Below are 13454 nucleotides of genomic sequence, written 5' to 3'. Positions count from 1 at the left end.
TTGTTATGCGTCGTGATTGGACGTTTTCAGTCGTCACTGCATTCCTACTATGCGGTGGCGCTGATCTTAACGGTATTGCCAACGATAGCGTTGTAAATCGATTCTACCCGTTACCTCAATTTCAATGCCTTCGTCCAATAAGGCGTTTTTTTGCCTAAGATAATCATCACCAATTAGCGATATTTCACCGTGTCGGTTAATGACTCGATACCATGGCAATGCAGAACCTTCCGGTAAACGCTTTAAAACGCCACCAACTTGACGCGCTGCTCTAGGTGAACCAATTAGCCGCGCGATATCCCCATAAGTCGTCACCTGCCCATAGGGAATTGCGGCAACCACTTGGAATACCCGTTGGCGAAAGCTGTCCATTATTGGTGGGTTATCATGCTCATCCTGATTTTTCGACATGGCTGGATTACTCTGACTTTTAGGATGGTTTTCAATAATACGACGGCATCATATTGGGTTGTATTATCGCCACAAAAGATAGCTTCGCACGAAATAAATAACAGTGGCGATGATATTTTTGTTGGAATAAATGCTGAGCTAAAGGTGAGTGAGCAATAATCCACCGGTTAGCTTGTGTTACCTTGCTATTTGGCGGGGCATGGCTGATAATGCCCACCGCTCCAGAGTACAAGGAGCCGTCAACGTCAATGGAGGTCCTGTTGGTTCTCCCGCAACACTAACTTGTGAACTCGGTCAGGTCCGGAAGGAAGCAGCCGCAGCAGGCGAGGTGTGTGCCGGGATGTAGCTGGCAGGGCCTCCACCATTTCAGCTAACTGCATGATATTCATCATGTTATCCCCTTGTTCTTTGCATTGAACGGCAGTGATATAACTTTTGTTTATCACCTAAGGCGCTAATCAATGTAGTTCAATCACCTATACGTGGTACGGGAAAGGGGTTGCTCGCTATTGTCGGGTTGATAGATGCCCTTAAAATACAGGGCAACATCACCCAATGGGTTGATCAGTTCAGCACTGAGATTTCTGTTATCTCCATGAGCTTTCCCTCGCCACAGTTGATTACAACTCGCTTCAGATCCCGGCTCACTTCAGGTACTTCAGCTTTTACCGCATGAGGTGTAATCATCTGCGATACCATTGCGTCGGCGGGTGGTGGGACGATTTTGAGATCCAACGTTACAATAGCAGGATTGAGCTCTGTTTCACCATGCTCAAGCGTAACCTCATACCCACCTGTAGAAGTCTCAACCTCACCCAACACGATAAGCTTGGCTGGACCGGACTGTTGCATATTGACAGATGCCTTCCATTCGCCGGGTGATAGGGCTCGGCATTGCGCGGGTATTTCAGCCGCAGCAGTGCTGGTACTCAACATCAAGGATGTCGTCAACACGCTAACGAGTATTAGTGCAGTTTTGTCCAACATAGTCTATATCTCCTAAATAATCGCAAGTGATTGATTTTAAAAACCCGTTCTGATGGGGCTGGGCATGCTGAAAAATAAAGTTTTGTAATGAAATTCTTACATTGAAACGGCTGCGATACAACTTTTGTGTATCAGTTGGGACACATAATTAATGTCGCATCATATGCTTTCCCATCACGGAATTTTGTCCTGTCGTAGAGTCTACCTGACACCTCGGAAACGCGACGAAATTCGAATTTTTTTCACACATCCAGAAAATATAGAATACTCAAATTTGATTGAATTTGATGAAACTATTGTAAATGAAATATAAACGACACATTAAGTTTAGATGATCTTAATCAACTAATTACCACTTATTTTAATCCGCCTAATAGGTGGCTTTAAGTCAATGCATTGAATTTAAATTGAAATAAATTAATTCGATATGGCTGTAGGAAGATTCATACAAGAAGGGGTGGCGTGATCCTACATTATTGTCTTACTGGTTGGTGATATATTTCTCTAGAAGTAACCAAGATGTTTTTTTCATAAAAATAAAAGAAAGAGTGAATTTTTAATAGAAATTCACGAAGGTTATTATTTTCTATTTTTTAGTTTTTCACCGAGCAACCAGGACATTAATATGAAGAATTCCCCAGCTAAAACGTTTAAAAAGAAAAGAATAACAATTATCATTTCATTGGCGGTGGGTTTGTTTAGTACCCCTGGTTTTGCCGGATGTAATTTAACCATTTGTACTGACACAACTTTTTGGGACGGTATTTTTGGGGATGATTACTCTATCACTAATACATTTGATTTAGTTTCCAGTCCGACTAATGCTGTTGTCGGGTTATATAAGAACCAAGCTGGTGAGATGAAGTTTGGCAATAATCTCTACATCAGTGTATCGGGCAACAAAGCTGATGCCATACAGGTAAAATCAGGGGCATCTGCTAATAATCCTGCCATCATTACTGTGGGCAATAATGCCACTATTTACGCATTAGGGGCTTCGGGTGACGGCATAAATGCGGGAAACAACACCGGTTCAAGTCTCATTACACTGGGTAGTGATGCTGAGATTTTCGCTAAGTATGGTATTGGTGTACGTGCCAACCTGACCAATACCGCAGGGCAGTATAATAATATTGTCTTGGGCGACAGGGCTAACATCACAACCGAAGGTTCAGGATCTAATCTTCTTGATGGTCTAGGTTATGGTGTTTATGCCGGTAACCGTGAGATGGGGGATTCTGGGCAAACAGGATCGGCCAGTGTGACTCTCGGTAAAGATAGCTCAATCACCACCTCTGGTAATTCTGCTGATGGGATTTTTGCCAATAAAAGTGGCGTAGTAAATCTAGGTGATGGCACCAAGGTGACGACCAGTGGTACAAATGCCAACGGTCTAAAAGCAAGTACAGGGCTTTATACTAATACCAGTGGCGGCATTATTAATATACTGGGCGGCCTGACAATTAATGTCAGTGGCAGTAATTCTAATGCCATTTACGCTACGGGTACAGGGTCAGAAATAAAGTCTTATGATGCTGTTAATCATCAATCAACTACCGGTGTTTTCAATGTTGACGGTAATATTCTGGCAGAAAAAGGTGGCTTAATTGACTTGAACCTTGCTGAAGGTTCTGTTTTTAGCGGAGCGACTAAAAGTCTTGGCAGTACCAGCAGCAATAATGGCATTATTAATCTGGCAATGAGTGGTAATTCCAGTATCTGGAATATGTCTGGCAATTCAGATCTGACCTCATTGAATTTAGCCAATGGCGCCATTGTCAATTATGTTGATAACAGTTCTACCTTTAAAACACTGACCGTGACGGGGAATTACCACAGTGATGGCGGCTATATCTATTTTAATACTGCGCTGAATGACGATACTTCTGAAACCGATAAGCTCTTAATTGAGGGCAACACCTCTGGGACCACTTACGTCGTGGTACGGAATGCGGGTGGGGCGGGTAATGAAACCCTAGAGGGTATTGAGTTAATTCGGGTCAATGGTGATTCTGATGGTGAATTTATCCAATCAGGTCGTATTGTTGCTGGTGCTTATGATTACAGCCTGAATCGTGGGCAGGATAACAGCTTAGGCCGCAGCCATGATGGTAAGAGCAGCCACTGGTATTTAACGAATGTTTCAGCTCCGATCGTTACACCGGTCGACCCGCCTGAGACAGTCGACCCCACACCTCCGGTTGAGGTAGGACCGAAACAGAAAGTTGAGCGCCCAGAAGCCAGTGGTTACTCCGCCAACCTAGCCGCAGCAAACAATATGTTTGTCACACGTTTGCATGATCGTGTGGGGGATACTCAATATATCGACGCCTTTACGGGTGAGCAGAAAGTCACCAGTCTGTGGATGCGTAATGAGGGCGGGCATACTCGTTCTAGAGACAGCTATGATCAATTAGGTACCCAGAGCAACCGCTATGTATTGCAACTGGGGGGAGATATTGCTCAGTGGAGTAACAATGATGTGGACAGTTTCCATCTGGGCATCATGGGGGGCTACGGTAACAGTAAAAGCCGGACCGAATCCCGTTTATCCGGTTACAGCGCGCGCTCCTCTGTCGATGGTTATAGCCTTGGCATGTATGGCACTTGGTATGCCAATGAGGCCGACAAGTCGGGTTTATACGTGGATAGTTGGGCGCAATACAGCTGGTTTAATAACCGAGTTGAAGGGCAGGATCTAGCAACTGAAAGTTATAAGTCCAGTGGTGTTACAGCCTCAATTGAGAGTGGCTATACCTTTAACGTGGGCGAGAATACCACTAAAAATGCGACCTATTTTATCCAACCTAAAGCGCAAATTACTTGGATGGGCGTGAAAGCTGATGACCATAAAGAAGATAATGGAACTCAAGTTTCCGGTGAAGGTGATGGCAATATTCAAACTCGTCTTGGAGTGAAAGCCTTTATGAAAGGCTACGCCGATCAGGATAAAGGAAAAAACCGTGTATTCCAGCCTTTTGTGGAAGTTAACTGGATTCACAATACCAAAGACTTTGGTACCACTATGGATGGCATGACGGTGAAGCAGGACGGTGCTGCCAATATTGGCGAGTTGAAGTTAGGTGTTGAAGGCCAGTTGAACAAAAATATGAATATCTGGGGTAATGTTGGACAACAATTAGGCAATAAAGGTTACAGTGATACGGCAGTGATGTTAGGGGTTAAATATCACTTTTGATTTTGACTAAAAATTGTCAATAACCAGACCGGGCAATTAAGCCCGGTTTTGACTTTTACACTTCGATAAAACAGCTTCTACTGATAATGGTCTAGGATTTATTGGGCCATTGGATACTCTGTTTCAACACTCATCTGACAACAAGGTCATAGCCAGTGATTAACACATGGGACTGCTAAGCTATACGCATCAATGCGTGCTTGTATGGTTAACACACGAGTGAGGATATAGGGTGTTTTGATACACCATTTTAAGATGTGCCCCGCTAAATCTTATTGAGTATATCCGGGTCTCTAGCCCTTCGATAGCATGCTATTTCAGTCATTTTATTCATCTGTTTGATATCGTTGATAGACTAAAAGTTGAGCATTAAAATAAGATTTATCTTATTCAATATGGAAATAAAATTTTTAATAGCACAGTAAATCTAACATATGAGTAATAATATCTTAGAATAAATAGCAGCTAGGCAAAATTTTTATAAATAGAGTGTTAAATCATTTGGGCTGGATTTTTTGACATCAGCCTGATAAATCACAGAATTTAATCTAATTACTAGTAGCGCTAACGCGATAACATACTACGCCTTCAATATTTACATCTTATTTAGGGCATTTATCTTAAATTAATACACATACAAATCACCTAGTGCATTGAAGCCGATAGCGGTTATCGGCTCAACGTTGTTGTGCCTTGACCAGCGTTAAGCGGACTATTTTACATGCTGCCAAACTGTAGGTGGAATTTTATCATAAAGCTTATTCATTGTGAGCTCAGCTAAGCGATGATCGGCTGCTGAGTAGAATAACTCCAACTCATCGTCAGAAAGTTCATATTTATTTTTTTCAATTACACGCTCAAGCGTGTCAATAGTCGTACACTTTCTTAAACGCATCAGGTAGTCAGTTTTAGTCATGGTGATTTTTCTTCTCGATATACAAATTAATATAGGAAAACTATCTCTTAACTTTTCATCAGCGTACAGATGTATTCCCCTGAGAAAAGTCTGAATAAACGCTCTTTAGTTTTTTGCCAGCGACGCAATTCGGGATCGTTGATCCCGTAACTACTAAACAGAGTATAAGTATCGTCTAAATATTCTTCCACTAGCTCTGATAGGTCGCCGTCGTCTGGGTATTTTATTTTAAAACTCATCACAAATGAAGCTATATGCTCGATCAAATCATTAAGTTGCAGATTGACAGCTGCTGTGGGGTCGTTCACCCACCCATGATGGCTATCGCCGAGCGTAGCAATACCTTCATCATACAAACTCTCACAGAGAAACTTCAGTTGGGCAATATCATGCCTTTTTGGCGAGTACTCATCCATATCATCCCCTCCGTAAAGTCTTTATTCGGTGTTGATAACACAATGTGAGCAGATTGATTGTCATATAAATGATGAAGCTTATCGTTAACGTAAATAAGCTTGCCTTTCTATGAATATAAATCATTTCCTCGTTTACCGCGAAACTTTATTACTTAATCTTACAATTCATCAGCAGTGGAAGGTCGGTCATTGTTAATTATATCAAAGATGATTTTTTCTGGATGTACAATAAATGTTACAGCATTTGTTAGGGATTCTTGAGTGTTGATATCCAAACAGGGGTTGAAAATATGCCACTGATAGCGGTAACTCATTGAATATCGGTCTCCTTCTAAAGGGTAAATATCCAGAACCTCTAATGAGCCGGCTGTGTATCTGGCATTTTCCGAATAATACATTAAGCCGGAAACTAAACTTCCTTCAATGTCAGAGATATTATTGCTGATAACACACTTGAGTAATGAAATCGAATAACCACCTGATGAGAAGTCACCAGCTATTTCATTGTTCATTAATTGCCCGCTTATTGTTAATGACATTAATTTATTATTGCATGAGCATTGTGGCAAAAAGTGCGATGAAAGGGGATGTTTTCAACTATTTTCATGATTTGAATGAAAAATTTCAAATTTAATGAGGTTTTTCAACCAATGTTGAGCCTCTACATGCTTTGAAATAATTTGACCCTAATCTGTCAATAACACTATTTGCCAATAAAATAACAATCTTGACAGAGAGTTTCTCATATTGGGGCTTATTACAGAGTATTGATGTCGCAATAGACTATTAATTTAGAATGCTTTGCGAGTTTTATCAAGCTAAAGGGCCACTGCATGGCTTGGTTTCTATGGCGTCATTAGTCTTATCCATCATTTTGAGCGTCTTGGCAGTCAATCCGACGCAAGAGTAGCAAATTCAAGCCCAATTCTGCCAGTTAAGTATCAGTAAAGAAAACTTCATTTAGTGTAACTGATGATGTAATTCCTTCCCGCTTTCCGATCCTCAGAAGCTTTCTTTCCGCCGGTTGATCAGCATGAATCAAACCAAGCGGTAAGACTCATTGTTTTTGGTACTGATTATTCATCGATGTTGCCTTGAAATTCACAATGACATGTGATGTTATAATGTATCATTATCTGGTGTCGCTTATTAACATGAATAAACATACTTTTTTTGCTCGATTAAATCTTTTTCCTGAGTGGACATTGTTCTCGCTCTCATCCTTACAGCGAATCTGCGGGGCAGTAGTGCTTTGCTCATTACTGTGGTGTGCGATTTATTGGGCGAATGCATTACCATGATTAATTTAAATAAGGCTGAAATTGGTTATGAGCGCAATGCCATTACCGCACCCATTGATGGCTGTTTTTCCGCAGGTTCACTCACCGCTATCATTGGTGCAAATGGAGCGGGTAAATCTACATTGCTCAAAACGCTGGCTGGTTTACAGCCGCTGGTGGCAGGAAAAATCGTTTTTACTGCTGGGTCACCGGCTCAAATGGCCTATCTTCCTCAGCAAGTTGAAATCGATAAGCAGTTCCCGATGATCGTGCAAGATGTGGTTGCTATGGGGTGTTGGCCGCAAAGTGGGTTACTAGGTGGGATTAATCGCGCATCACGTGAGCGAATAAAGCAAGCACTCAGCTTGGTCGGTATGCAGGATAGGGTCCGTCATCCTGTCGGGGAACTTTCCGGTGGTCAGTTGCAACGAGTGTTGTTCGCTCGTCTATGGGTACAGCAGGCCCCGTTGATTTTGTTGGATGAGCCTTTTACCGGTATCGACACCCAAACGGTACAACTTCTTCTTAAGGTCATCCATCAGCTACATCAAGAGGGGAGAACCGTTATTGCCGTTTTGCACGATATGTCTATGGTGGCTGAACATTTCCCCCAAGCGCTTTGGCTGACTCCTCAGGGATATCGCTGGCAGCATTCTGAGCAGGTTTTAATCGAATTGCATCGCTCGCACAGTGACACTTGTGCACTCTCTTCCGTGACTCAGCAGCCCAACTCCTCGAAAGTGATCAACGTATGACATTAATCCATCTACTTATTGATCCCTTTATGGATTTTGGATTTATGCGCCGAGCATTAGTGGCATGTTTGGCCCTTTCACTCAGTTCTGCGCCTTTAGGTGTTTTCTTATTATTGCGGCGAATGAGTTTAGTTGGCGATGCGCTATCTCACGCCGTACTACCGGGCGCGGCTATTGGTTACTTAATTTCTGGCATGTCACTGGTTGCAATGGGGGTTGGCGGTTTTATCGCGGGATTAGCGGTTGCGGTGATGTCGGGGTGGGTCAGCCGTCGAACGCCATTAAAAGAAGATGCCAGTTTTGCCGGTTTTTATCTGGGGTCATTAGCGTTAGGGGTCACGCTGGTATCGCTACGAGGTTCGAGCATGGATCTGCTCCATGTGCTATTCGGTTCAATTTTAGCGGTAGATATTCATGCCATGACGATGGTGGGCGTGATAACGACATTTTCGATGTTGGCATTAGCAGCGATTTATCGTGCACTCGTGGTTGAGTCTTTTGATCCTGTCTTTCTGCGAGTCAGCATGGGGCGTTGGTTGATGCTGGTTCATGCACTGTTCTTGTCATTGGTGGTGCTCAACCTAGTGGCTGGTTTTCAGATCCTCGGAACGCTTATGTCGGTCGGGTTAATGATGCTCCCAGCTGCGAGCGCTCGCTTTTGGGCCAAAAATTTACCACATACATTGGCTATCGCCATGGTGATCGGCATGGTCGCCAGTATCGTTGGCCTACTGTGGTCTTATTACGCCTCGCTTCCTGCGGGTCCAGCGATTGTACTCAGCGCTAGCCTGATTTTCTTTTTGTCGATTCTATTCGGTACGCGCGGTGGTGTTTTGTCCACTGTACGTCGTTAAGCAGTGCCTGTTAATAAAGGAGAGAGAAATGAAGGGTTTATCAATTAGTTTGGCGGTAGCTGCCCTACTGTCAAGCCCACTGGCGATGGCGAAAACCGTTGAAGTTGTTGCCAGTTTTTCTATTTTAGGGGACATCGTTCAGCAAGTGGGTGGGGAGCATGTCAATGTGACTACCTTAGTCGGGCCAAATGGTGATCCTCATGGTTTCGAACCGACACCGAAGAATAGCCGGCAGTTATCTAAAGCGGATATCGTGTTTATCAGTGGGCTGGGGCTAGAAGGGTGGTTGGAACGGTTGATCAGTGCGTCAGGCTATAAAGGCCAAGTCGTTATCACTTCCACGGGGGTGGATACCCGCAAACTGGATGAGGACGGTAAGATGGTCACTGATCCCCATGCATGGAATAGCATGGCGAATGGCATCAAGTATGCCAATAACGTGATGAATGCATTAATTGTTGCTGATCCAGAAGATGCTGATTATTTCCGCAAACGGGGCGGGGAATATATCCAGCAACTAGAAAAATTAGATGCCTATGCGAAGGCACAATTTGCCGCGATCCCTGCCGAGAAGCGAAAAGTCCTAACCAGCCATGATGCATTTGGCTATTTTAGCCAAGAGTATGGTGTTAACTTCTTGTCACCAGTGGGGTTCTCAACGGAATCTGAAGCCAGTGCCAGCGGTGTGGCTGCTTTAATTAACCAAATCAAGCAAGAGAAAATCAAAACCTATTTTATTGAAAATCAAACTGATCCACGCTTAGTTAAACAGATTGCGACTGCCAGTGGCGCGAAAGCGGGTGGGGAGCTCTACCCTGAAGCTTTGTCTCCAGCAAATGGACCCGCCGCGACTTACGCCGACGCTTTCAAGCACAATGTGGATACTCTTGTGGGCAGCATGAAATAATTGAATTAACGATACGATTTTCGTCAAAAACCCCGTTGGGCAGCAACGGGGCTTTTTATTATCGGTGAAAACGAACTCAGTCTTAACGCTTCTTATGAGTTCCACCTTGAACGGCTTTAAAGCGAGGATTACTTTTACAAATGACATACACCCGACCACGGCGACGAACGATTTTGCAATCAGGGTGACGATTTTTTGCTGAACGTAATGAACTCAATACTTGCATGATTAACTCTCAAATTTAGCTGGCTTTTTTAGTGAGGAAGCGGCCAAAACGTTGTTGGAACCGCGCAGTACTTCCTTCTTTGGAGAACTCTTTTTGTTTTCCTGTGTAATACGGATGCGAGGCTGAGGAAATATCCAGCGTGACATACGGATAGGTCTGTCCATCACGTTCAATGGTACGAGTTGTCGCAATGGTCGAACCGACAGTGAAATAAGTATCTGCACTGGTATCGTGGAAAACGACAGTCCGATAGTTAGGATGAATACCCGATTTCATAAACGCTCCAATTGTTATGTTATAATATAACAATAATTATGCACCTTTCATTTTCTCGTTTCAAGGCCAGAATAAAGAAAAACCCGCGAACGTCAGTTAGCGGGTTTTTCTTTAAGATGAACGGTGGAAGGTTTGAGGCTATTCCATCAGTGATGAGTTCGGGTCAGTTGCTGCCAAAATGATTGGCCATTTTGTGGGGCGGGTGCGGAGAAAAACTCACAGACGGTCGCGCCAACATCTGACATTGTTTTTCGAATTCCCAGTTGAATGGCTTGCTGCGGTAAATTTTTTTCTTGTGCAAGATAAACCAACAAGGGGACTTGCTCTCGCGTATGTTTGCTGTGACCGATAGTGGGGTCATTACCGTGATCAGCCATAACGACTAAACAATCACCGGCTACCATCGCCTCTGTTATCTTGCCTAGCATGTTATCGACCAACTGCAGACGTTCGGCGTAACGTTCAACGTCCTGCCCATGACCGGCGAGATCAGTTTCTTGAATATTGGTGCAGATAAAGGCACTCCCTGCACGTTGAACTTCTGCCAGAGTAATATCTAAAATAGTTTGGGAATCAACTAAACGTTGGTAGTTACGCCCTGCGGGATTCGCGACGATATCTGCAACTTTGCCAACGAGGACCGTGGGGATATTGATTTTCTCAAGCTGGGAAGGAACCTGTACTTCGGCATCGACACCATAGCCCAGATGGATAACCTGAAAACCATTGTCGTAAACACCCGATTTTGGGCTATTGATGCCAATATAATGCTGCTGCTTGATTTGTGCCGCACTGACTATCGCTTGGCTATTCGCCAGTTGTCCACCGTATGCAATCACGCGGTTTACGGCCACGCAGCGACGGACTATCTGGCCAATCTTTTCCACCTGCTCAAAATCAATGGCGGCTAAATTAGCGCAAACATTAAAAACTTGCCCTAAATCTGCTTCAAGATTATCGCCAATCGCCACGGCATCATTAACCCAAAGGAATTGCAGGTCACTGTTATCATGTCGGTCACTGTTATCATGTGGCGCATTACGCTGTTCAACTTGATATCCCGCCAGACTTAGAGCATCCGCTACCTGAGATTTTACCGTAGAGAAAGGCATGCTTAGTGGCGAACGCGGTAAAGTGCCCATGATTTCTTGATGGCCCATGAAAGTGTCGCCACCTTCATGCTGCAATAAAGCCACGCCAAAGTTGGCCTGCTCATCGTCTTGCATGATGCTGTCGTTAAAATCCGGTGAGCCGATATGCAGGGCATTTAGCAACCCTAGTTTTTCCAATTGAGGTAAACGCATATTGGGATAAGTTTGCAAAATATGAGCGCAGGTATTGGCGGTAATATCTTGTGGGCGAACATCAGCAACATCTGGCATAGCGCCTACGCCAAAACTGTCGATGACCAAGACGATAAATTTACTCATAACCTCTCCTGTCCGGTGGACGATGGAATGGTGTTACCTTGGCTATCAAAAACGCCGAGTAATTTAGGCTGACCTGACTGAATTCCTACAACGAGGGCCACATCACTACGGGTGACAAAAATTTGAGTGCGAAAACACATGACGACAGGCCTGCCCACCTCGAAACGCTCGGTGAGGCTTAGGCTGTAATCGATGCAGTCAGGATCAGGGCTAAGTACCTTGCTTGGTTGCCACTGTTTGTCAAATATCAACGCATGACTCAAATGACCGCGTTGATAGTAACCGCCCCCGTAGCAGTAGCTTTTGCCTTGATGGATATGGGATATTTCGGTCAGATAGAGCATGGCGATAAGCTCCGGCTGTTCACCTTGCTGGTTGGATGGCATGGTACCGGTCAACGAATGGCCCGGTTCTGCATGGGTGATGCCATAGCGTGCCAACAGCGGAATACTTTCTACGCAAGTTGCAGAAGGGCCATTGACCTGTTCTACGTGAACACCTTCTCGCGTAAGAATATTTTTTGCTTCAATGAGCGTGTTGAGATTTGGACTGGGTAAGGTTTTACCCTGCTCGTCATCAAAAAGCATACAAGGGAAATGTGTCACCCCGACAAGCCTGACACCGGTTAAGGTTTTTATCTCACGGATCACGTTAGGTAGTTCATCCAGTGAAAAACCTGCTTCTTGGCCTGGATAAATAAGATCGTTGGGGTGCCATACTTTGACCAATAGTGCCTGTTCAGTGCCTTGGCGAAGCGCAGCGGCGGCAATCTCACGAGCTTTGGCAATACTGTATACCGTGATGACATCCGGTTGATGTGAGACAACTTCATCCACCATCCCACTAGGGATTTGCACCAAATGACCGATGTGGGCGACGGGGAGATTGTGTTGATAGAGCTGGCGGGCTTCTTTGAAATCCACGGCAACGATACCTTTATAACCGCACTCCAGCAGCAGTTTGCAAAGTAGCGGGTTTCGGCCAAACTGCTTACTCATCAGATAAAGAGTCATGCCGTGGCGAGTGGCTGTTTCTAGCAGCAAAGCGGCATTTTTTTTGACTTGATCAACGTCAATCACATAGCTGTCTGGCTTTATCTCTCCTTGCTGCCACAATAAAAGAGCGGCATTCATAAGCGCAGGATTCTGTTTTTGTAACGCTTTCAGTAGCATTGATGATCCTTAAATTACTGCATAACTATCATTTTTTTGAATATTTAATTTATGCAGGAACGATCAGTGTTCCGTTGACTGAGAAAGGGATAATCCATAGAGGTTCGCTAATAAATAGCCGATTTCATTTTCATGGATATCGAAGGTAAACAAGGCCAGCAAATCATTGTTAATGATGACGACTTCAGAAAAAGTTGCTGTGGTTTCAATCTCTTTTAATATTTCATCATCAATAGCCTGAATCACCTCCCCACGACGTGACCGCATCAATGCGTTAGCCATGTGAGTGATCAATATTTCTCCCTGAGGGTGGCGCACGGATAATTTCCAATGTTGCTCTAAACGCTCGAGAACGTTCAACATCCCCAGATAGACCCCTGAATCAATAACCTGTGCGTCACAGAGAATTTTTAATCTAGTTTCCATTTATGATTGTCCGATGACTGTCATTATCTTCAATTTTATGAATATTTATATCATAGTTATTTATGGGGGTACTGCAAATCCTCAATAGGCTATTTGGCATAGAAGTCACAATATATTCCAATTGACCGAATTGGCTGCTTTCTATGGTGAGTTAAACCCTGTTTTCTACTGTGACAATTCTGGGAGGAGGGGCAAAGAA

At 43.9% G+C, this 13454-nt stretch carries 14 protein-coding genes and 1 other RNA gene; 5 read left to right on the top strand and 10 right to left on the bottom strand.

Going from position 1 to position 13454, the window contains the following annotated elements; translation table 11 throughout:
• Positions 1 to 66: 66 nt before the first annotated feature.
• Positions 67 to 411 carry an MGMT family protein gene (locus tag DA391_RS16840; protein ID WP_050082617.1) on the bottom strand — a complete coding sequence of 115 codons (345 nt, stop codon included), beginning with the start codon at positions 409 to 411 and terminating at the stop codon, positions 67 to 69.
• A gap of 258 nt (positions 412 to 669) precedes the next feature.
• On the opposite strand from DA391_RS16840, the gene ffs reads away from it, so the two are divergent.
• An RNA gene (ffs, locus tag DA391_RS16830) (signal recognition particle sRNA small type) lies at positions 670 to 766 on the top strand.
• Between the two features lie 209 nt (positions 767 to 975).
• On the opposite strand, the gene DA391_RS16825 is transcribed toward ffs, so the two are convergent.
• The gene (locus tag DA391_RS16825; protein ID WP_050082618.1) at positions 976 to 1398 is read right to left on the bottom strand and encodes a hypothetical protein; all 423 of its coding nucleotides are present in this window, start codon (positions 1396 to 1398) and stop codon (positions 976 to 978) included.
• Between the two features lie 625 nt (positions 1399 to 2023).
• Between DA391_RS16825 and DA391_RS16820 the strand changes: the two genes are divergently transcribed.
• Positions 2024 to 4597: an autotransporter outer membrane beta-barrel domain-containing protein gene (locus DA391_RS16820; protein ID WP_276308711.1), complete on the top strand. Its 2574-nt coding sequence runs from the start codon at positions 2024 to 2026 to the stop codon at positions 4595 to 4597.
• Between the two features lie 712 nt (positions 4598 to 5309).
• Here the strand turns inward: DA391_RS16820 and ymoA are convergent.
• The 3 genes from ymoA to DA391_RS16805 all read right to left on the bottom strand — a co-directional run bounded on the left by ymoA (position 5310) and on the right by DA391_RS16805 (position 6441).
• Positions 5310 to 5513, bottom strand: coding sequence for an expression modulating protein YmoA (ymoA, locus tag DA391_RS16815; protein ID WP_002208622.1), 204 nt, complete (start codon positions 5511 to 5513; stop codon positions 5310 to 5312).
• Between the two features lie 47 nt (positions 5514 to 5560).
• Positions 5561 to 5929 (bottom strand): Hha toxicity modulator TomB, encoded by a 369-nt coding sequence (gene tomB / locus DA391_RS16810; RefSeq protein WP_019212878.1) that lies wholly within the window; start codon positions 5927 to 5929, stop codon positions 5561 to 5563.
• A 158-nt stretch (positions 5930 to 6087) separates the two neighbouring features.
• Positions 6088 to 6441 carry a hypothetical protein gene (locus DA391_RS16805; RefSeq protein WP_050286524.1) on the bottom strand — a complete coding sequence of 118 codons (354 nt, stop codon included), beginning with the start codon at positions 6439 to 6441 and terminating at the stop codon, positions 6088 to 6090.
• 785 nt (positions 6442 to 7226) lie between these two features.
• Here DA391_RS16805 and DA391_RS16800 point away from each other — a divergent pair.
• Genes DA391_RS16800 through DA391_RS16790 form a run of 3 tightly spaced genes read left to right on the top strand, consistent with a single transcriptional unit; the run spans position 7227 to position 9725 of the window.
• Positions 7227 to 7964, top strand: a complete 738-nt coding sequence (locus DA391_RS16800) for a metal ABC transporter ATP-binding protein (RefSeq protein WP_057644342.1) — start codon at positions 7227 to 7229, stop codon at positions 7962 to 7964.
• Positions 7961 to 8818 (top strand): metal ABC transporter permease, encoded by an 858-nt coding sequence (locus tag DA391_RS16795; protein WP_050082626.1) that lies wholly within the window; start codon positions 7961 to 7963, stop codon positions 8816 to 8818. The genes DA391_RS16800 and DA391_RS16795 overlap by 4 nt, the downstream gene beginning before the upstream one ends.
• Positions 8819 to 8846: 28 nt before the next feature.
• Positions 8847 to 9725, top strand: a complete 879-nt coding sequence (locus DA391_RS16790; protein ID WP_108088009.1) for a metal ABC transporter substrate-binding protein — start codon at positions 8847 to 8849, stop codon at positions 9723 to 9725.
• 82 nt (positions 9726 to 9807) lie between these two features.
• Here the strand turns inward: DA391_RS16790 and ykgO are convergent, their stop codons facing one another.
• From ykgO to DA391_RS16765, 5 genes are all read right to left on the bottom strand, one after another.
• On the bottom strand, positions 9808 to 9951 hold the full coding sequence (ykgO, locus tag DA391_RS16785) for a type B 50S ribosomal protein L36 (RefSeq protein WP_002208618.1): 144 nt from the start codon (positions 9949 to 9951) through the stop codon (positions 9808 to 9810).
• A gap of 15 nt (positions 9952 to 9966) precedes the next feature.
• On the bottom strand, positions 9967 to 10227 hold the full coding sequence (locus DA391_RS16780; protein ID WP_050082629.1) for a type B 50S ribosomal protein L31: 261 nt from the start codon (positions 10225 to 10227) through the stop codon (positions 9967 to 9969).
• 146 nt (positions 10228 to 10373) lie between these two features.
• Complete coding sequence (locus DA391_RS16775) at positions 10374 to 11657, bottom strand: phosphopentomutase (protein ID WP_050082630.1); 1284 nt, start codon at positions 11655 to 11657, stop codon at positions 10374 to 10376.
• Positions 11654 to 12829 carry a YhfX family PLP-dependent enzyme gene (locus DA391_RS16770; RefSeq protein WP_050873610.1) on the bottom strand — a complete coding sequence of 392 codons (1176 nt, stop codon included), beginning with the start codon at positions 12827 to 12829 and terminating at the stop codon, positions 11654 to 11656. The genes DA391_RS16775 and DA391_RS16770 overlap by 4 nt, the downstream gene beginning before the upstream one ends.
• 63 nt (positions 12830 to 12892) lie before the next feature.
• Positions 12893 to 13255 (bottom strand): PRD domain-containing protein, encoded by a 363-nt coding sequence (locus tag DA391_RS16765; protein WP_050082632.1) that lies wholly within the window; start codon positions 13253 to 13255, stop codon positions 12893 to 12895.
• Positions 13256 to 13454 lie beyond the last annotated feature (199 nt).

It is taken from the genome of Yersinia massiliensis, from assembly GCF_003048255.1.
In the GTDB taxonomy this organism is placed as follows: Bacteria; Pseudomonadota; Gammaproteobacteria; order Enterobacterales; family Enterobacteriaceae; genus Yersinia; species Yersinia massiliensis_A.
This window is presented reverse-complemented; position numbering and strand designations above follow the sequence as displayed.